The organism is Mesorhizobium sp. WSM4842 (assembly GCF_055901575.1).
In genome coordinates this window covers 3,818,832-3,835,535 of sequence record NZ_CM148372.1, presented here as the reverse complement: position 1 = coordinate 3,835,535, position 16,704 = coordinate 3,818,832, and the positions used below count along the sequence as shown (strand labels likewise).

Sequence of the window (16,704 nt, the reverse complement as noted above, 5' to 3'; positions counted from 1 at the left end):
TCATCGCTCCTGCTTCAGCGCGCTCTCGTGCCAGCGCCGCAGGATCAGATGCGAGATCAGTGACAGCACCAGGAAGATCAGAATGCCGGTGAACGAGATCAGGATCAGCGCCGCGAACAGCCGCGGTGCGTTGAGCCGGTAGCCGGCCTCGATGATGCGCGAGGCAAGCCCAGACGACTGGCCGGTGGCCCCGGCGACGAACTCCGCCACCACCGCGCCTATCAGCGACAGGCCGCCGGCGATCTTCAGCCCGCCGAGGAAATACGGCATCGCTGCCGGCAGGCGCAGGTAGCGCAATTGCTGCCAGCGGGTTGCGCCGTTGAGCTTGAACATGTCGCGGAGGTTGCGGTCGACGGAGTTGAGGCCAAGCGTGGTGTTGGACAGGATCGGGAAAAAGGCGACGATCCAGGCACACAGCAGGAGCTTCGTCGTCTGGTTGTCGACATAGATATTGATCAGCGGGAAGATCGCGACGATCGGCGTCACCTGCAGGACGATGGCAAACGGGAAGAACGACATCTCGACCCATTTCGATTGCGCAAACAGCACCGCCAGCCCGACCCCGCCGATGACGGCCAGAAGCAGGCTGAGGAAGGTGATCCTGAGCGTCACCAGCAGCGAGGAGAACAGCAGCCCGGCATCGTCAAACAGCGTTTGCAACACCACGCCGGGGCGCGGCAGGATATATTTCGGGATGCCATTCCAGACGCAGATACGGTCCCACAGCCAGATCGCCAGGATCATGATCGCCAGCGGCAGCACCCATCGGCCAATCCGCTCGAGCCGCTCCTGGCGCACGCGACGCGCCTCCTCGGGGTCGAGTGTCAGAGTTTGCTCTTCAATGGCCGTCATGATGGGGCCCGGCGGTTGAGTTGATGGCGCCGATCAGCACATCGGACGCTTGGCGGCAGAGCGCGGCATAATCGGGCGAGGTGCGGAAGGTTTCATTGCGCGGATAGGGCGCATCGATGGCAAGTTCCCTGAATACCCGGCCCGGTCGCGCTGCCATGACAACAACGCGATTGGAGAGGAAAACGCTTTCGAAGACGCTGTGGGTGACGAAGACGACGGTAAAACGCTCGTCCTGCCACAGTTCCAGGAGATCGTTGTTGAGCTTGAAGCGGGTGATCTCGTCGAGCGCCGCGAACGGCTCGTCCATCAGCAAAATACGCGGCTTGGTCACCATGGCGCGGGCGATCGAGACGCGCATCTTCATGCCGCCGGACAGTTCGCGCGGCACGGCATTCTCGAAGCCGGTCAGGTGAACCCGCGCCAGCATCTCCATCACCGCCGGCGCAGCCTTGGCTCGCGACACGCCCTTCAGGCGCAGCGGCAGCCAGACATTGTCGAAGACATCGGCCCAGGGCAGCAGCGTCGGCTCCTGGAAGACGAAGCCGATATTCGAGCGGTCGAAGGCGCTGCTGCCGCGCCAGTCGAGCAGGCCGGAGGTCGGCGTCGCCAGACCCGCAATGAGGCGCAAGGCCGTCGACTTGCCGCAGCCGGACGGGCCGAGAAGGCTGAGGAAATCGCCTTCCCTGATCGTCAGGTCGACGTCGCTGAGCGCTGTCACGCCGTTGGAAAAGACCTTGCCGACGCCGCGCAGCGCCAGCAGCATCGGACCTTTGCCCGATGCGCTTGCCGGCGCTTGCGCCACTTTCTCCTGCATCATGCCTGAGCGCTATTTCTTCAGGTCGAGCCCGACGCCCTTGTTGACGAAGGCCAGCGTGTAGGACTTCTTGATATCGACGCCGGCCGGCACGACCTTGGCCTTGACCATCTTGTCGTAGAAGCTTTGGATGCGTGCGTCGGTCATCGCGCCGATGCCGAGTTTTTCCGTGTCGCCGGAATCGACGATACCGAATTTCTTCATCTGCTCGATCGAAAACGCGATCTGCTCATCCGTCATATCCGGATTTTCCTTCTTGATCATCTCGTTGGCGGCCTTGTTGTCGCCGTAGAGGTAGCTGTACCAACCCTTGGCCGAACCATCGACGAAGCACTGTACGACCTCGGGCCGCTTGTCGATCGTCTCCTGCATGGTCTCGACCGTGGTCGCATAGGTGTCCCAGCCATAGTCGGCCAGCAGGAACTGGTTCGGCGTGAAACCGCCCTGCTTCTGGACGGCGAACGGCTCCGAGGTGACATAGCCTTGCTGGATCGACTTCTGGTTGGCGATGAAGGGCGCCGGATTGAAGGTGTAGGGCACGCGTTTGGCGGCATCGAAACCGAGTTCCGTCACCATCCACTGGAAGAAGGTCTGCGCGCCCTCGTCGCCGAGGATGTACTGCTCGGCGTTTTTCAGATCCTCCCATTTGTCCAGGCCCTGGCCAGGCTGGGACATGATGACCTGCGGATCCTTCTGGAAGTCGGCGGCCACGACGCGCATCGGAATGCCCTGCTGCACGGCGTCGAACGCCGACAGCAAATTGCCGCCCATATAGAAATCGATCTTGCCGGCGAGCAGCAGCGGCCGGCCGCTGACCTGCGGGCCGCCTTGCATGATCGTCACGTCGACGCCGCACGCCGCATAGGTGCCGTCCGCCACAGCCTGGTAGTAGCCGCCATGTTCCGGTTCGGCCAGCCAGTTGGTGCCGAAGGTGACCTTCTCGTTCGCTGCTGCGCTCAGCGTACTTGCGGCAAGCAGCACGATCGCACCCGCCGAGATCTTAAATTTTCCGTCCATCCACACCACCCTTTATTGGCTCCGGCGCGCCACGCGCCGGGCTCGACACCATCGGTTCAAAGAAGCAAGACACATGCCATCGCCGGGACCGCCCGCCTGCGCAACAGTCGTGCGCGAAGGCCGGACGGGTCATGCTGTACCGAAGGCATCGTGCCTATTTTTTGAACGCCTGTCCACAATCGCCCTGATAGCATGCACTGCATCTTGAGGGGGCCGCCAATCCGGCTTTAGGCTCACATCAGATTGGAGATTTCCATGTTCAAATTCCTGACGCCGAAGTCGATCAAGCCGCCCTTCGCCCGCTATAGCCATGGCGTCGAGGTACCGCCCGGCAAACGGCTGGTGCTGTGTTCGGGCCAGGTCGCCATCACTCCGGACGATCAGATCCCGGAGGATGCCGGCGCACAGGCCAAACTCTGTTTCGGGAATATCGCCGCGATTCTCGGCGACGCCGGGCTTGGACTTTCCGACATCGTCCGCATCAACGCCTATGTCACCGACCGCGCCTTCCTGCGACCCTATATGGACGTTCGCGACCGCCTGTTCACCAGCCCGGCGCCGGCTTCGACGCTGATGATCGTCTCCGGTTTCGCCCGGCCGGAATTCAAGGTCGAGATCGAGATCATCGCGGCAGGGTGAAGGCTGAGAATCGACAGGCCAGTGATCTCAAGTTACACGACAAAGGCTGGTGCTGCCCCTCGTCCGCCTGGCAATCCCCCTTGTATGGGGCTTTCGCTGTCAAGGGGCCTTTTCAAGGCGGCCATCCCTTTGTTCGACGGTTTGGCGGCCATCCCTCCGTCCCGACCTGCTTTTGGAGGGAGCGTCGCGCGCAGAGCCTGTCCAGGATGCCGCTTGCGGCACCGGCGGAGCCGGCGCGGGCACGCGTCCTGGACGGGGTCGAGCCCGGCGCTATCGTTACCGGTCAGGGGCGTCATGACAGCCTCGCAATTGCAGCATCGGCTGGTTTCGGTCAGGCCGGCCGGCGGCTGGCGGCGCAAGGGCGACCTGAGGGGGAACCTGCCTGGCGTGGCGCCAGCGCGCCCACAACCTTGTATTCGGCGGATCGCGGCGATCCGAACCCATGATGCAGTCATGCGCATCGGCGGCAAGGCTCCTCGGAGGCGGTTCCCATTCTCTCCCGCGCGCATGGATGTCATGCCATAGGGGCCCTACGGGTCACCGCCGCCTCGGATCATCCTGGCATTGCTTCCGCTGTCGGCGGATGGATGCCCGGACCTTTGTGTGTCACCTTTGTGTGTCGTGTGCTCCTTAACTGGTTTTCATCCGATCGTTCATGCCGCAGGGGCGCAGGATGGCGCCGGCCGGCACTTCGCCGGCGGTCACATAGCGCCACAGCGCGATCAGCAGCTTGCGCGCCAGGGCCACGATCATGGTCTTGCGCAGGTTGCGCTGGAGCCCGGCGGTGCGCTGCGCGAACCACTGCGCCAGGGCGCTGCCCTTCTGGAACATCAGCCAGCGCCAGGCGAGCTGGATCATGCCGCGCCTGACCCGCGCATTGCCGGCCCGCGCCAGCCCTTTCTCGCGCCGTTTGGAGCCGCTCTCGTCCGGCGCCCCGGTGAGCCCGGCATAACGGGCCACCGCGCGACGATCGCGCAGATTGCGCGACAGGATCTCTTGCACCAGCATGTCGGCCGTCTCGATGCCGATGCCCATCATCCTGGCCAGCATCATCACCATGGGATGGGTGCCCTCCTGCGGCGCCTGCTTCAGCCGCTCCAGGCGTGTCGTCTCGATCTCCTTGAGCTGCGCCCGGATCAGCCGCAGCCGTGCCATGTCGCGGCGCAGCTCGGCCAGCGTGTTGGGTGGCAGCGGCACCCCTTCGGCGCCACGCAGCTGTTCCAGCCGCTCCGCCGCCTTCTTCAGCTTCACATTGAAGCCGCGGACGCCAAAGCGCGCCAGCGTCGCCTGCATCCGGCTGACAAGGCTGGTGCGCTCGCCAACCAGCGTCTCGTGCTCGCGATTGGCGCGCCGCGCGTCCTCCTCCTCGATCGTCGGGATCGCCACCATGCCGCAGTGCCTGGCCTCGCCGCGCAGCCAGCCGACAAACGAACGCATCAGCAACTGCGTGTCCAGCCGGTCCGACTTCGCCCGCCGGTGCTCGCGCGACACCGGGATGCTGGCCGCGTGGATCACATGGGTCTCGATCCCTTGCGCCAACAGCAGCCGAGCCAGCCAGAAGCCGTCGCGGCCAGCCTCGAACGCCACCGCAATGCGCGCGATCGTCTTGCCGGCCTTCACCGCCTCGTCGCGCCAGCGACACAGCAGCCTCAGCAGCGCCACAGGATCGGCACCCTGCTTCTTCAGCGGCTCGCGGCCAAGCCCGGGAACCAGCCCGGCCACCAGCCAGCTCCTGGCGCTCAGTTCAACGACCGCGACCAGTGTGCTATCCTGATCGAAGGCGACGAGGGACTTGCTCAGATCATTCTGGTGCATCGGGGCGCTCCATTCGTTGAGTTCACAGCAACGATGGTGCCACAACCCTCGCCGCCGCCCCATAGCTTCTCTCCCCGTCCTTCACGGGGAGAGGGTAAGGGTGAGGGGCAGCGCAGACGAGCATTCCGTATCTTCGAGGTTCAAAATGGCCGGAACAAACAAACGCGTGTGGTGGGGCGACTACCGGACCACCGAATACGCCACCATCGATCCGGAGGCGACGATCGCGGTTCTGCCGGTGGCGGCGATCGAACAGCACGGGCCGCATCTGCCGGTTTCGACCGACACCTCGATCATGAACGGCATGCTCGAAACGGTGATCGCTCGCTTGCCCGGCGATCTCGACATCCGCATCCTGCCGGTCCAGGCAGTGGGCAAGTCGAACGAGCACCTGCATGCGCCGGGAACCCTTACTCTGCCGCCGGCGACCTTAATCGAGGCCTGGACCGAGCTTGGCCTGTCGATCGCGCGGGCCGGGTTAAGGAAACTGATTGTCGTCAACTCGCATGGCGGCAACGAGGAGATCATGGGCATCATCACCCGCGAATTGCGCGTGCGGGCGAAGATGCTGGCGGTGAAGACAAGCTGGCAGCGCTTTGGCCGGCCGGCCGGCATGTATACAGAGCTTGAGGACCGCCACGGCATCCATGGCGGCGACGTCGAGACCTCGCTGATGCTGCATTTCCGGCCGGATCTGGTCGACATGGCAAAGGCCGACAATTTCGTGTCCAACGTCGCCCGCGCTGAAAAGGAATTTTCGCTGCTGCGCCACACCGGAACGCACGCCTTCGCCTGGATCGCCACCGATCTCAACCCGAACGGCGTGGTCGGCGACGCCAGCATTGCAACGGCCGAAAAAGGCAGGCTTACCGCCAACCATCAGGCTGACGGTTTCATCAGCCTGTTGAAGGATGTGCGCAAGGCGAAGCTGGCCGACTGGCTGGCCTAGGGGTCTACTTCAGGTCAAGGTGAGCCGAAATGCGGATTTCTGCACACGCCCCGCTTGAGGTTCACGGCAGACAGCCACTTTTGATGGCGCTAGTTTCCAGACCGTGCGTAAAGTAAAGTCTCGCCGGTTGTTGCTAGTCTCACATCCGTGGGTGCGCGATGGTTGTCGTCACAAAGGCACTGACGCTTGCTGACTTCCATGAAGCCCGCGCACTCATCGCGGAGATGGGTCAATGGGACGTTGCACAATGCGGCGTGCACGGTCTTCCGTCGGAAGACGTGATTTCCGCCTACTATTCTGACGATGCCGCGAGCTTGTTGGAAAAGTGCACCTTGCCCAGCACAGGGATGTACCTCGCTCGGATTGGCTCTGTGGCCTTGGGCTGCGTCGGCCACGTCAGCCATGGAGATGTTGCCGAGGTCGTTAAGCTCTTCGTGCGTCCTGAAGGACGAGGAAAAGGCGTAGGAGCCCGCCTCCTTGCGACGGCGCTCGATGCTATCGAGCAGTCCAAGTTCGCAAAAGTGAACCTGGTGACAATTTCATTCATGACGAGTGCTATCACTCTTTACCGCAAGTTCGGCTTTCAAGAGTGCGCACCGTTCGAACCAGCACCGAAGGGCTTGGGGGAGGCTACGCGATACATGGAAAGGGTCACCAAATAGTTTGGACGGCTGCCGTGAAAACAAGCGCAGCCCAGCCCGATCGGGACGGATCAGGCCTCTGACCAGAATCAGCCGTCTATCTTCAACGCAAAAGGCGTGCCTTCGAAGGCCTCCGCGCCGCGCCCGATCGCCTCGATCGCGCGGATCATGCGGCCGTTGCGATCAAGAAGCGCATCGGCGACCGCAACCAACCGCGGATTGGGTGTCGCCGTCGGCGACAGCGCGCGCAGCGTCTCGGCCAATTCAACCTCGCAGCGCTTCGGCGCCAGTGCTGCCGCGATGATGTAGGCCGAGGCGGTCGACCGGCTGATGCCGGCATAGCAATGCACGACCAGCGGCCGCGCCCGATCCCATCGGCGCGCGAAATCGAGCAGGTTGCGGACATGGATTTCGCCCGGCATGGTCATGCCCTCTTGCGCCACGGCAATGTCGTGCATGACCAGATGCAGATGGTTTTCCCGGGCGATCGAGGCCGGCCGCGTCACCTCGGTACCGGCGGCCAGCAGGGAAAGCAGCCGCTCGGCGCCGGTCTTCGCGACGGTTTCCTCGACTTTTGACAGCGAACAGACATGGATCATTGCTTGATCTCCTTGGTGTCGCGTTGTTGCGCCCAGTCGGCAAGAGCCAATTCGAGTCGCTGCCATTCCTCGTCCCCGCCCGGCAGCCCGGCGCGCAGCACATGCGGCCGGTCGGAGAAATGGCGGAGCAGGATGCCGCGCTCGCCAAGCACCGAAAACAAACCGGCGGCGTCCGCCAGCCTGATATAGCGGAACAGCGTGGTGCCGCCGGCAACAGCAACGCCGAAGCGGCCGAACAGCGCATCGACCCGCGCGGCATCCTCGGCCAGACGGCGCCGCATCTCGACCTGCCAATCCACGTCGGCAAGCGCGCGGATGCCATATTCGAGCGCCGGTCCGGCAACAGCCCACGGTCCGAATTGCGCCTGTAGCCGTTCGACTGTCAGCGCGTCGGCCAGTGCAAAGCCAAGCCGCAGGCCGGCGAGGCCAAAGAACTTGCCGAAGGAGCGCAGCACGACCATGCTGCCTTGCTCGACATCGCCGGCCAGGCTTTCCGCGCGCGGGCCGACATCCATGAAGGCTTCGTCGACGACCAGCACTCCGCCTTTGGCGCGCAATCTTCCGGCAAGCCCAAGCAGCTTCTTGCGTTCGATGACGCGCCCGTCCGGATTGTTGGGGTTGACGACGATGGCGAGGTCGGCTCCTGCCAGGGCCTCGAAATCGTCGACCTCCATCACCGCATGACCGACGATCGCCGCTGCCCGCTGATGTTCGGCATAAGTCGGCCCAAACACCAGCGCCTTGCCGGGGCTCGCCAGCGAGGCGACGCGCGGCAACAGGATCTGCGTGCCCGGTGCCGCCACCACATTCGCTGCCGATGGCGCGCCATAGGCGCTTGCCGCGACGTTGGCCAACTCACGGGCGCGCGAAGCTTCCGGCAATCTTGACAGAGCGGTGGCGGGCGGCTCGAAAAACGGGTAGGAGTGCGGATTGATACCGGTCGAGAGGTCGACGAAGGGCTGCGGCGCATTGGGAAAAAGCGCCAACGCCCGGCCAAGGCTTCCGCCGTGATCCAACACTGCCGCCGCTCCATCAAGAGACTTCATGTCGATCCTGATCGCTTTCCTGTCACTGGTTGTTGAATTCGCTGTCGGCTACCCGGGCTGGCTGCTTGGCGCCATCGGCCATCCCGTCACCTGGTTCGGTAGGCTGATATCCTTTCTCGACCGCAGGCTCAACCGCGCCATTGATTCCGACGCCGTCCGTCGTCGGCGCGGCATTGATGCACTGCTGATCATCGTGCTGGTGCCGGCCACCATCGCTTTCGCGGTTGAAACCGTGCTTTCGGGCATTCCAGCCGGACTGGTCCTCACGGCAATTCTGGCGACATCGCTGCTGTCGCAGAAGAGCCTGGCCGAGCATGTCGAGCAGGTGGCCGACGGACTCGACAATGGCGGGCTCGACATCGGCCGTGCTGCCGTTTCACGGATCGTCGGCCGCGATCCGAAAAAGCTCGACAAAGCCGGCGTCTGCCGCGCGGCGATCGAAAGCCTGGCCGAGAATTTTTCCGACGGCGTCGTCGCGCCCGTCTTCTGGATCGGCGTCGGTGGGCTGGCCGGCGGCGTCGCCTACAAGGCTGCCAACACCGCCGATTCGATGATCGGCCACCGCACGCCGCGCCACGAGGCCTTCGGCCAGGCGGCAGCGCGCTTCGACGATCTGATCAACCTGCCGGCGTCGCGGCTGACCGCGCTGCTCATCGTGCTGGCCGCCTTCTTCGTCAAAGACGCCGATGCCGGCAACGCCTGGCGCACAGTGCTGCGCGACGCGAAAAAACACCGCTCGCCCAACGCCGGCTGGCCTGAGGCCGCGATGGCCGGCGCGCTCGGGTTGGCGCTCGCCGGGCCGCGCTCCTATGACGGCGTCATGGTCGACGATGCATTCATGGGCGAAGGCGGCCACCGCGATGCCGAGAGTGTCGACATCAGGCGGGCACTGAAACTCTACCGGGTAGCCGACTTTCTGCTGATCGCGCTGTTCGGCTTGCTGTCGGTGATTGTTATCGCTGCGTGACGCCCGAATGGGTCGGCAAACCCGACCTACCAAGTAACACGGACTTCCTTTGCGCTTGGATCGGCTGCCTCGCCAAACCTTTTGATCGCGTATCCACCGGCAGCTACGGGAAAAGATCTCAATACGGGTTCGACTACAACAAAAAGTCGTTCAGCGTTTGGCCCATACATGTAGAGGATGCATTCGCCCTCACCAAACAAGTCACCGTCAAACTCGCCGACCGACGCATCCTCGATAGCTTTCTCTAGCCGATCCTCGAGCGCGTAAATGGATTCGCGTTCTTGCGACGCTCCAAATTGACCGTCCTTCAGAAGAAGATAGACGATTACCGCCTGTTCCACGAACAATCTCCAGCTTGCCTAGCGATCAGAATTCTATCCCCTGCCATAAGGCGGGCGCCGAAACTCTACAGGGTCGCCGACCTAGTGCTGACGCGCTGTTCGGGAGATCTCGGCGGTCGTCATTATGGCGTGATCGACGCTCGAGATCGAGCGCAAAACAAAAACCCGCCTCGCGAGCGGGTCGGCGGTGCGAATCAGCACTATAGAAGAATCAGTATCATAGCTGCCGGCACAAAGCAAGAACAATACAGCTTGAGGTTGTCGAAAACCGCAGGTGAGATCCGATCTCCCCCGCAAGGGGAGATCGGCAATTTTACCAGCGTCACCGCCACCAGCACCGCAATGCTTGAGGGTGCCCTGCCGAAGCGCAATCACCCCTCAGAATTCAATCCCTTGCTGCGCCTTAACGCCGGCGGAAAAGTGATGTTTGGTCACGCCCATCTCGGTGACCAGATCGGCGGCATCGACCAGCGCCGGCTTGGCATTGCGGCCGGTGACGACGACATGCAGGTTTTCGCGCCGCCCTTTCAGCGCCGCCACCACTTTGTCGAGATCGAGATAGTCGTAGCGCAGCGCGATGTTCAGTTCGTCGAGCACCACAAGGCTGATCGACGGATCGGCCATCAGCTCGAGCGCCTTGGCCCAGGCAGCCTCGGCGGCGGCGATGTCGCGCTTCAGATCCTGCGTCTCCCAGGTGAAACCCTCGCCCATCGTGTGCCAGACGACCCGATCGCCGAAAGCGGCAAAGGCATCCTTCTCGCCGGTATGCCATTTGCCCTTGATGAACTGGACGACGCCGACGCGCTTGCCGTAGCCGAGCATCCTCAGCGCCAACCCGAAAGCAGCGGTGGTCTTGCCTTTGCCGGGCCCGGTGTTGACGATCAGCAGCGCCTTCTCGACCGTCTTTCCGGCGACCTCGGCGTCCTGCACCGCCTTGCGCTTGGCCATCTTGGCGCGGTGACGTTCCTCGTCCCTGTCGTTAATCGGCTTGTCTTCAATGTGTTTGTTATCAGCCATGTCATTTCACCTCGAGCGGCAATCCCGCCACCATCAGCAGCACGGTGCCGGCGACTGCCGCGACCTGCTGGTTGAGCCGGCCGGCGGCATCGCGAAACCGGCGAGCCAGCGCATTGTCGGGCACGATGCCCTGGCCAACCTCGTTGGAAACCACGAACCATGGCCCGCGCGGCCGCGACAGCACATCGGCCAGCCCTCGGCATTCGGCCTCAATGTCGCGTTCGGCCAGCATATGGTTGGTCAGCCACAGCGTGAGGCAATCGACGAGGACAGGCCGGCCGTCAGGCAACGCCTCAATCGCGCCGACGAGATCGAGTGGCGCGTCGATGGTCGTCCAACCCTCGCCGCGCCGCGACCGATGCAGCGCGATACGCTCGCGCATCTCGTCGTCATAGGCTTGCGCCGTAGCGATATAGGCCCACGGCGCCGGACAGGCCGTCACCAGTCTTTCGGCATGCGCGCTCTTGCCGGAGCGCGCACCGCCGATGACCAGGGTCAGCTTGCCGCCGGGAGCAGCGCGATCAGGCAAAGCTGTCGCGCAGGCCGGTCGTGCTGCCGGTCAAGCGGCCGCGCACCACGCCGACGACGGCGCCGAGCACCAGCCAGAACACCAGATTGGTCAGTGTCACCGCCACCACGAACTGGTGGTGCAGGGCTTCCGGGATCGGCGATTCAAAACTGTCGGGCTGCGGCGCGCCGACGATATGCGGCGCCACGATCCACGCCACGGCAAGCAGCGCCAGCGGCAGGGATTTGCGAAAGGCGAGCAGCCCAAGACCGGCCGCTGTCACCACCACAGTTGCCGTCCACCAGATCTGGCGCTGGGCGAGATCGGCAGCCGGCATAGCCGGCAGTTCGGGAGGCAGGCCAAGGTTCGGAGCCAGCGTGAACACGGCAAAGCCGGCAAGGCCCCAGAACAGGCCCTGACGCCAATTGCCGATGCCGCCGGCGAACTCCGAAGCGGCGACCAGGATCAGCGCAAAGCCGATGCCGGTGACGACGTTGGCAACGACGTTGAAGGCGAAGCGCTCGAAACCGTCGGCCGGCGCCCAGCCTTCGTCTTCCGCAGCCGGAGCGGCCGGTTCGGCGCTACTCATGGCATTGGCGTCCGTGGCGTTCGCGGCCGGCGCCGCGGCGTGGTCATGCGTGTGGCCACCGCCGGCCTGCTCGTAGACTTCCGCCTTGAGAATGAGCGGCACGGTGGCGTAGGCCTGCATGCAGGCGAGAACGACGCCAGCCACAAGCCCTGCGATCGCCGCGATGAACACGACGTTGCGAAACAGTGTCATGATGTCGGCCCCTCGTCAGTGGCAGGGAAACGCCATCGAATGGCGATAGTCGTGGGCGGCATTGTGGACCGCATCGATATGCGAGAAGCCGACAAAGCCCATGACGAAAATGCCGAGAAATGCAGCAAGCGCCAGCTGCACGAAGCGCGACTGCGAGGAGACGGAAGCGACGAGCGAGACGGAAGCGGTATTCATGTCTTGTCCTTTCGCCCTCCACCCGAGGGCATAGAAATCAGTTCTCCTGTCGCCGGCAGGTCTCCTGGCTCGCGGATCAGCGCCCTTCCCCACCTTCCCGAAGAAGCTCTTCCCGAAAGAAACTCTTCAGTGGCATATGGAGAGGACTACCGCACACAGTTGCGGGGGCAGCCACGGCATTGGGCAAAGAATCGCCCTTACCGCATTCCCTCTTGGTTCCAAACGGAACCGACGACGGGTGCGACTATAGGCAGAATCGCCGTGCCCGGCAAACCAAATTCCGCCAGCTACCAGCGCGAATGCGCCGTCTCTGGAACCAGCCGGCCGGCGCCACGAGGCCGGAGTGCTGATGCCCGAGGAATATGGCCCGCATCGCTTCTAATGGGTGCGTCAGCGGCATACGGCGCTTTCACCGACGCCCTGAGCATCAACGGGATTTGCCCTGTCTTCTTTTGTCCGGGGCAACCATGATAGTCGTCTTCAAGTGCTGAATCAGATTGCGAGACCATGAGCATTTCTACGCCGACCGTTCAGGACCGATCCAAGCGCATCATCGCCATCGACGTCGCCCGCGGCGTCGCTTTGCTTGCCATGGCGAGTTACCATTTCACCTGGGATCTCGAATTCTTTGGCTACACCGATCCCGGCCTGACCGCCTTCGGCTGGTGGAAATTCTACGCGCGCTGCATCGCTTCGACCTTCCTGTTCCTGGTCGGCGTCAGCCTGTTCCTCGCCCATAGCAAACTGATCCGCTGGAACGGCTTCTGGAAACGCTTCGCCATGGTCGCCGGGGCGGCGCTCGCCATATCGGCTGCCACGAGGCTTGCCACGCCGGACAGTTTCATCTTCTTCGGTATCCTGCACGAGATCGCGCTCGCCAGCCTGCTCGGCCTGGCGTTTCTGCGGCTGCCGGCGCTGCTGACGCTTGCTGTCGCAGCTTTCGTCATCACAGCGCCGCTCTACCTCAGGTCCGAGATCTTCGACCATCCGGCCCTGTGGTGGGTCGGCCTGTCGGCAACCAACCCGCGCTCCAACGATTATGTCCCGCTGTTTCCATGGTTCGGCGCTGTGCTTGCGGGTATCGCGACGGCAAAACTCGCCTCCGCCTCCGGCCTGCTGACGCGGTTGGCAGGCCTGACGCCCGGCCGCTGGACAAATCCGCTGGTCTTTATCGGCCGGCACAGCCTCGCCTTCTATCTGATCCACCAGCCGGTGCTGATCGGCTCGATCTGGCTTTTTTCGCAAGTCATGCCGGCACCGGTCGAGACCAGGCAGGTCACCTTCCTGAAAGAATGCCAGACTTCGTGCGAGCAATCGCGCGACACGGAGTTCTGCTCCAGCTATTGTGTGTGCATGCTCGATACACTCGAGGGCGAGGCCACGCTTGATCGGCTCTACCGCAACGACCAAGCTGCGGAATCGAAGGCACATCTCGACGAGCTCGCCGGCGCCTGCACTGCCAAAGCCGACAGCACTTTGATGGAGGGAGGAGCACAATGACCGACCATCAACAGAAACCTGGGCAACAGAAACCGGGACAGCCGAAACCGGGGTTTATACCGTGGCCGCCGCTGATCTATGTCGCGGCCATCGCCGTCAGCATCGCGCTTGGCTTGCTCTATCCGCTGCCATGGATCGGCGGCCTTCTGGGCGACATCCTGTTCGCGGCCGGCTGGGTGGCATTGTTCGGCGTCGTCGCGCTCTGGTTCACGGCAATCCGCACCATGATCCGGGCAAAGACGACTCTCCACCCAAACGCCGTGCCCGATCACCTGGTCACATCAGGCCCCTTCGCCGTCAGCCGCAACCCGATATATCTGGCCAACACGCTGCTGCTGATCGGCGTGGCCCTTATCTCGGGGATCGTATGGTTCCTGCCGCTGGCGATCATCGCCGCCTTCGCAACGCAGAAGATGGCGATCGAGGGCGAGGAAAGAGTTCTGACGGCGAAATTCGGCAAGAAATACCGGGATTACGCTAAAAAGGTGCGGCGCTGGATTTGAGGCGTGCGGCAAGGTCTTTTTAAGAATTCGCTCTGGCAGAAAACCACACTAGCTGGCCGCCAGAGTAGAATTGTCAAAAAAGGCCGCTCAGGTGTTGACGCCGAGCTCCACCAATCGCTCGACGCAGGATTCCTCGGCCTGATCTAGTTCCGCCAGCGTCTCTTCGAGGTCGCGGCGCTTCTGGCGCAGATCCTCGCGCTTTTCCTCGATTCGTTTGATCATCAGGTTGAGCTGACCGACCTCCCCGGGCGGCTCCTTGTACATCTGGATGATTTCGCGGATTTCGTTGATCGAAAAGCCGAGCCTCTTGCCGCGCATGATCTGGCGGATGAGATGCCGGTCCGACGGGCGAAACAGCCGCGTGCGGCCGCGCCGTACCGGCTGCACCAGCCCCTCGTCCTCGTAGAAGCGCAGCGTCCGCGTCGAAACATCGAATTCGCGGGTCAGTTCGGTGATCGAATAATATTCCCGCATCGTTACTCCAAAAGCCCGGAAAGCGGCGCGATTGCCATCATGCGGCGATGCCTTCATTCACAAAAGGGCTCGTCCCGCACCGGAATCGACCGGCAGCTCTCCATCCAAACCTCGCACGCAACTTACGTAAAAGTCAATTGAAACGCCTTATCCGGCTCCCGCGCCCAGATGCAGCCACCAGGTGGCAAGGCTAAGGAAGGCGAGGAAACCGATAACGTCGGTAATCATCGTCGTGAAGATTGATGACGAAATCGCCGGATCGGCGCCGAGCCTGTCGAGGAACAGAGGAATCAGAATGCCGCCGAGTGCCGCAGCCAGCATGTTCACGATCATCGCCGCGGCAATGACGAAACCGAGATCGGGATTGTGAAACCAGAGGCCGGCGACCAGCCCGAGGATCGCCGCAATGACCATGCCATTCAGCAAGCCGACCACAACCTCGCGGCGAATGACGCGACCGGCATTGTAGATATCGAGGTCGCGTGTGGCGAGCGCGCGCACGGTCACTGTCATCGTCTGCGTGCCGGCATTGCCGCCCAGCGAGGCGACGATCGGCATCAGTGCGGCAAGTGCGACCATTTCCTCGATCGTCGCACCGAACATACTGATCACCGAGGCCGAGATGAAGGCCGTCCCGAGGTTGACCAGCAGCCACGGAACGCGCGAGCGCGAGGTCGAGAGAATGCTGTCCGACAGTTCTTCATCGCCGACACCACCCATGCGCAGCAGATCCTCCTCTGCTTCCTGCTGGATGACGTCGACGACATCGTCGATGGTCAGCACGCCGACCAGCCGGTCATTCTCATCGACGACGGCGGCGGAGAGAAGGTCGTATTGCTCGAATTCGCGCGCCGCCTCTTCCTGGTCCATCGTGGCCGGAATGGCGTGCCTGGTCTCATGCATGACCTCTTCGACCTTGATCGAGCGCTTGGTGCGCAGGATCTGGTCGAGGTCGATGGCGCCGAGCAGCTTGAAGCTTGGGTCGATGACGAATATCTGGCTGAAGCGGTCGGGTAGGTTCTGGTCCTCGCGCATGTAGTCGATGGTCTGGCCGATCGTCCAGAACGGCGGCACCGCGACGAACTCCGTCTGCATGCGGCGGCCGGCGGTCTCTTCGGGATAGTCGAGCGAGCGGCGCAGCCTGATCCGCTCGGTGAACGGCAGTTGCGACAGGATCTCGTCCTGATCTTCCTTTTCGAGATCCTCGAGAATGTAGACCGCGTCGTCGGAATCGAGATCCTGCACCCCCTGGGCAATCTGCGCGTTGGGCAGGCTGTCGACGATGTCGCGGCGGATCGCCTCGTCGACCTCGGTCAGCGCGGAAAAATCGAAATCGGCGCCCAGCAATTCGACCAGCGCGCGGCGCTGTTCGGGATGAAGCGCCTCGAGCAGATCGCCGAGTTCCGATTGGTGCAGGTCGTCGACTTCACGCTTCAGCGTCAGCGTGTCGCGATCGGCGATCGCGGCGCCGATCTGGGCCAAGAACGACGACAGAATGGCGCCGTCCTCGCCATAAATGTCGGCATGGCTGCCGTCAGCGGCCCTGGCGCCGGTCGTCTGTTCGTCCTGGCCTTCCACCAGCGCCTCCCGCCATCAGAATTCCGGAAAAGGTGCCTGTCACGTCTAGAACATTGGACCCAAAAGTGGAAACCGGTTTTGGGAAAAATCCGATGCTCAAACACAAAGATAGTGCGGCGGCACGATTCGACCTGAGAGTCCGCCTCTATGGCGCAACGCGTGGGAATATCAAACGAAATACGCCCTTCCCCGCCGTGGAGCGAAGGCTGGTGCAACCGGATCGCCCGACAGACGTTGATGCCGCACTCGGCCCTCTCCTCAAGGACGCGAAGGCTCAGGCGATGAGGTCAGAGACCAACGGGCGCAAGGGATGACAGACTGATCGAAATGGCAGCCGTTGGACACCGTAAAATCCTCGAAGAACCGTCGAACGTCGATTCCAGGCAACTCGGTGACCGAAATATGCGACAGAGCCGGTTTGCCTTACCATAACGTCAAATGCGTTGACCTGAGCGCATGCTCGGAATT

The 16,704-nt window shown here is 62.9% G+C and carries 19 protein-coding genes and 1 riboswitch; of the genes, 6 read left to right on the top strand and 13 right to left on the bottom strand.

Annotation, left to right across the window (positions count from 1 at the left end; genetic code table 11):
- From AC0NIE_RS18575 to AC0NIE_RS18565, 3 genes are read right to left on the bottom strand one after another with little or no spacing between them, the layout of a single operon-like run.
- Positions 1-852 carry an ABC transporter permease gene (locus AC0NIE_RS18575; protein ID WP_473486623.1) on the bottom strand — a complete coding sequence of 284 codons (852 nt, stop codon included), beginning with the start codon at positions 850-852 and terminating at the stop codon, positions 1-3.
- A complete protein-coding gene (locus tag AC0NIE_RS18570; RefSeq protein WP_473486624.1) occupies positions 839-1,669 on the bottom strand; it encodes an ABC transporter ATP-binding protein in 831 nt (276 codons plus the stop codon). The genes AC0NIE_RS18575 and AC0NIE_RS18570 overlap by 14 nt, the downstream gene beginning before the upstream one ends.
- 9 nt (positions 1,670-1,678) lie before the next feature.
- A complete protein-coding gene (locus AC0NIE_RS18565) occupies positions 1,679-2,683 on the bottom strand; it encodes an ABC transporter substrate-binding protein (protein WP_473486625.1) in 1,005 nt (334 codons plus the stop codon).
- Between the two features lie 255 nt (positions 2,684-2,938).
- On the opposite strand from AC0NIE_RS18565, the gene AC0NIE_RS18560 reads away from it, so the two are divergent.
- On the top strand, positions 2,939-3,322 hold the full coding sequence (locus AC0NIE_RS18560) for a RidA family protein (protein ID WP_473486626.1): 384 nt from the start codon (positions 2,939-2,941) through the stop codon (positions 3,320-3,322).
- Positions 3,323-3,952: 630 nt separating this feature from the next.
- On the opposite strand, the gene AC0NIE_RS18555 is transcribed toward AC0NIE_RS18560, so the two are convergent.
- Positions 3,953-5,137, bottom strand: a complete 1,185-nt coding sequence (locus AC0NIE_RS18555) for an IS110 family RNA-guided transposase (RefSeq protein WP_474043632.1) — start codon at positions 5,135-5,137, stop codon at positions 3,953-3,955.
- Positions 5,138-5,282: 145 nt separating this feature from the next.
- Here AC0NIE_RS18555 and AC0NIE_RS18550 point away from each other — a divergent pair, with 145 nt between their 5' ends.
- Both AC0NIE_RS18550 and AC0NIE_RS18545 read left to right on the top strand, forming a co-directional pair.
- Positions 5,283-6,086, top strand: a complete 804-nt coding sequence (locus AC0NIE_RS18550; protein WP_473485383.1) for a creatininase family protein — start codon at positions 5,283-5,285, stop codon at positions 6,084-6,086.
- A gap of 158 nt (positions 6,087-6,244) precedes the next feature.
- Positions 6,245-6,748 (top strand): GNAT family N-acetyltransferase, encoded by a 504-nt coding sequence (locus AC0NIE_RS18545; RefSeq protein ID WP_473485382.1) that lies wholly within the window; start codon positions 6,245-6,247, stop codon positions 6,746-6,748.
- A gap of 68 nt (positions 6,749-6,816) precedes the next feature.
- On the opposite strand, the gene AC0NIE_RS18540 is transcribed toward AC0NIE_RS18545, so the two are convergent.
- Together AC0NIE_RS18540 and cobD are read right to left on the bottom strand one after the other, a co-directional pair.
- On the bottom strand, positions 6,817-7,326 hold the full coding sequence (locus AC0NIE_RS18540) for a tyrosine phosphatase family protein (RefSeq protein ID WP_473485381.1): 510 nt from the start codon (positions 7,324-7,326) through the stop codon (positions 6,817-6,819).
- Positions 7,323-8,372: a threonine-phosphate decarboxylase CobD gene (cobD, locus tag AC0NIE_RS18535; RefSeq protein ID WP_473485380.1), complete on the bottom strand. Its 1,050-nt coding sequence runs from the start codon at positions 8,370-8,372 to the stop codon at positions 7,323-7,325. The genes AC0NIE_RS18540 and cobD overlap by 4 nt, the downstream gene beginning before the upstream one ends.
- On the opposite strand from cobD, the gene cbiB reads away from it, so the two are divergent.
- Positions 8,371-9,339, top strand: a complete 969-nt coding sequence (gene cbiB, locus AC0NIE_RS18530) for an adenosylcobinamide-phosphate synthase CbiB (protein ID WP_473485379.1) — start codon at positions 8,371-8,373, stop codon at positions 9,337-9,339. The genes cobD and cbiB overlap by 2 nt on opposite strands.
- Positions 9,340-9,365: 26 nt before the next feature.
- Here the strand turns inward: cbiB and AC0NIE_RS18525 are convergent, their stop codons facing one another.
- The 5 genes from AC0NIE_RS18525 to AC0NIE_RS18505 all read right to left on the bottom strand — a co-directional run bounded on the left by AC0NIE_RS18525 (position 9,366) and on the right by AC0NIE_RS18505 (position 12,181).
- Positions 9,366-9,680, bottom strand: a complete 315-nt coding sequence (locus AC0NIE_RS18525; protein WP_473485378.1) for a hypothetical protein — start codon at positions 9,678-9,680, stop codon at positions 9,366-9,368.
- Between the two features lie 378 nt (positions 9,681-10,058).
- Positions 10,059-10,697, bottom strand: coding sequence for a cob(I)yrinic acid a,c-diamide adenosyltransferase (gene cobO, locus AC0NIE_RS18520; RefSeq protein WP_473485377.1), 639 nt, complete (start codon positions 10,695-10,697; stop codon positions 10,059-10,061).
- 1 nt (position 10,698) lies between these two features.
- On the bottom strand, positions 10,699-11,196 hold the full coding sequence (gene cobU / locus AC0NIE_RS18515) for a bifunctional adenosylcobinamide kinase/adenosylcobinamide-phosphate guanylyltransferase (protein ID WP_473485397.1): 498 nt from the start codon (positions 11,194-11,196) through the stop codon (positions 10,699-10,701).
- A gap of 22 nt (positions 11,197-11,218) precedes the next feature.
- Positions 11,219-11,986 carry a CbtA family protein gene (locus AC0NIE_RS18510; protein WP_473485376.1) on the bottom strand — a complete coding sequence of 256 codons (768 nt, stop codon included), beginning with the start codon at positions 11,984-11,986 and terminating at the stop codon, positions 11,219-11,221.
- A gap of 15 nt (positions 11,987-12,001) precedes the next feature.
- A complete protein-coding gene (locus AC0NIE_RS18505) occupies positions 12,002-12,181 on the bottom strand; it encodes a CbtB domain-containing protein (RefSeq protein ID WP_473485375.1) in 180 nt (59 codons plus the stop codon).
- Between the two features lie 37 nt (positions 12,182-12,218).
- Positions 12,219-12,429, bottom strand: a riboswitch (cobalamin riboswitch).
- A 259-nt stretch (positions 12,430-12,688) separates the two neighbouring features.
- Here AC0NIE_RS18505 and AC0NIE_RS18500 point away from each other — a divergent pair.
- Together AC0NIE_RS18500 and AC0NIE_RS18495 are read left to right on the top strand one after the other, a co-directional pair.
- Positions 12,689-13,681, top strand: coding sequence for an acetyltransferase domain-containing protein (locus AC0NIE_RS18500; RefSeq protein WP_473485374.1), 993 nt, complete (start codon positions 12,689-12,691; stop codon positions 13,679-13,681).
- On the top strand, positions 13,678-14,184 hold the full coding sequence (locus tag AC0NIE_RS18495) for a methyltransferase family protein (protein WP_473485373.1): 507 nt from the start codon (positions 13,678-13,680) through the stop codon (positions 14,182-14,184). The genes AC0NIE_RS18500 and AC0NIE_RS18495 overlap by 4 nt, the downstream gene beginning before the upstream one ends.
- Positions 14,185-14,271: 87 nt before the next feature.
- Here the strand turns inward: AC0NIE_RS18495 and AC0NIE_RS18490 are convergent, their stop codons facing one another.
- Positions 14,272-14,658: a MerR family transcriptional regulator gene (locus AC0NIE_RS18490; protein WP_023685221.1), complete on the bottom strand. Its 387-nt coding sequence runs from the start codon at positions 14,656-14,658 to the stop codon at positions 14,272-14,274.
- 147 nt (positions 14,659-14,805) lie between these two features.
- Positions 14,806-16,236 carry a magnesium transporter gene (gene mgtE, locus AC0NIE_RS18485; protein WP_473485372.1) on the bottom strand — a complete coding sequence of 477 codons (1,431 nt, stop codon included), beginning with the start codon at positions 16,234-16,236 and terminating at the stop codon, positions 14,806-14,808.
- Between the last annotated feature and the right edge of the window lie 468 nt (positions 16,237-16,704).

Excerpts from the sequence above, each read along its gene's own strand:
- AC0NIE_RS18575 (WP_473486623.1), bottom strand. The coding sequence starts at position 852 with ATGACGGCCATTGAAGAGCAAACTCTGACACTCGACCCCGAGGAGGCG.
- AC0NIE_RS18570 (WP_473486624.1), bottom strand. The coding sequence starts at position 1,669 with ATGATGCAGGAGAAAGTGGCGCAAGCGCCGGCAAGCGCATCGGGCAAA.
- AC0NIE_RS18565 (WP_473486625.1), bottom strand. The coding sequence starts at position 2,683 with ATGGACGGAAAATTTAAGATCTCGGCGGGTGCGATCGTGCTGCTTGCC.
- AC0NIE_RS18560 (WP_473486626.1), top strand. The coding sequence starts at position 2,939 with ATGTTCAAATTCCTGACGCCGAAGTCGATCAAGCCGCCCTTCGCCCGC.
- AC0NIE_RS18555 (WP_474043632.1), bottom strand. The coding sequence starts at position 5,137 with ATGCACCAGAATGATCTGAGCAAGTCCCTCGTCGCCTTCGATCAGGAT.
- AC0NIE_RS18550 (WP_473485383.1), top strand. The coding sequence starts at position 5,283 with ATGGCCGGAACAAACAAACGCGTGTGGTGGGGCGACTACCGGACCACC.
- AC0NIE_RS18545 (WP_473485382.1), top strand. The coding sequence starts at position 6,245 with ATGGTTGTCGTCACAAAGGCACTGACGCTTGCTGACTTCCATGAAGCC.
- AC0NIE_RS18540 (WP_473485381.1), bottom strand. The coding sequence starts at position 7,326 with ATGATCCATGTCTGTTCGCTGTCAAAAGTCGAGGAAACCGTCGCGAAG.
- cbiB (WP_473485379.1), top strand. The coding sequence starts at position 8,371 with ATGTCGATCCTGATCGCTTTCCTGTCACTGGTTGTTGAATTCGCTGTC.
- cobD (WP_473485380.1), bottom strand. The coding sequence starts at position 8,372 with ATGAAGTCTCTTGATGGAGCGGCGGCAGTGTTGGATCACGGCGGAAGC.
- cobO (WP_473485377.1), bottom strand. The coding sequence starts at position 10,697 with ATGGCTGATAACAAACACATTGAAGACAAGCCGATTAACGACAGGGAC.
- AC0NIE_RS18510 (WP_473485376.1), bottom strand. The coding sequence starts at position 11,986 with ATGACACTGTTTCGCAACGTCGTGTTCATCGCGGCGATCGCAGGGCTT.
- AC0NIE_RS18505 (WP_473485375.1), bottom strand. The coding sequence starts at position 12,181 with ATGAATACCGCTTCCGTCTCGCTCGTCGCTTCCGTCTCCTCGCAGTCG.
- AC0NIE_RS18500 (WP_473485374.1), top strand. The coding sequence starts at position 12,689 with ATGAGCATTTCTACGCCGACCGTTCAGGACCGATCCAAGCGCATCATC.
- AC0NIE_RS18495 (WP_473485373.1), top strand. The coding sequence starts at position 13,678 with ATGACCGACCATCAACAGAAACCTGGGCAACAGAAACCGGGACAGCCG.
- AC0NIE_RS18490 (WP_023685221.1), bottom strand. The coding sequence starts at position 14,658 with ATGCGGGAATATTATTCGATCACCGAACTGACCCGCGAATTCGATGTT.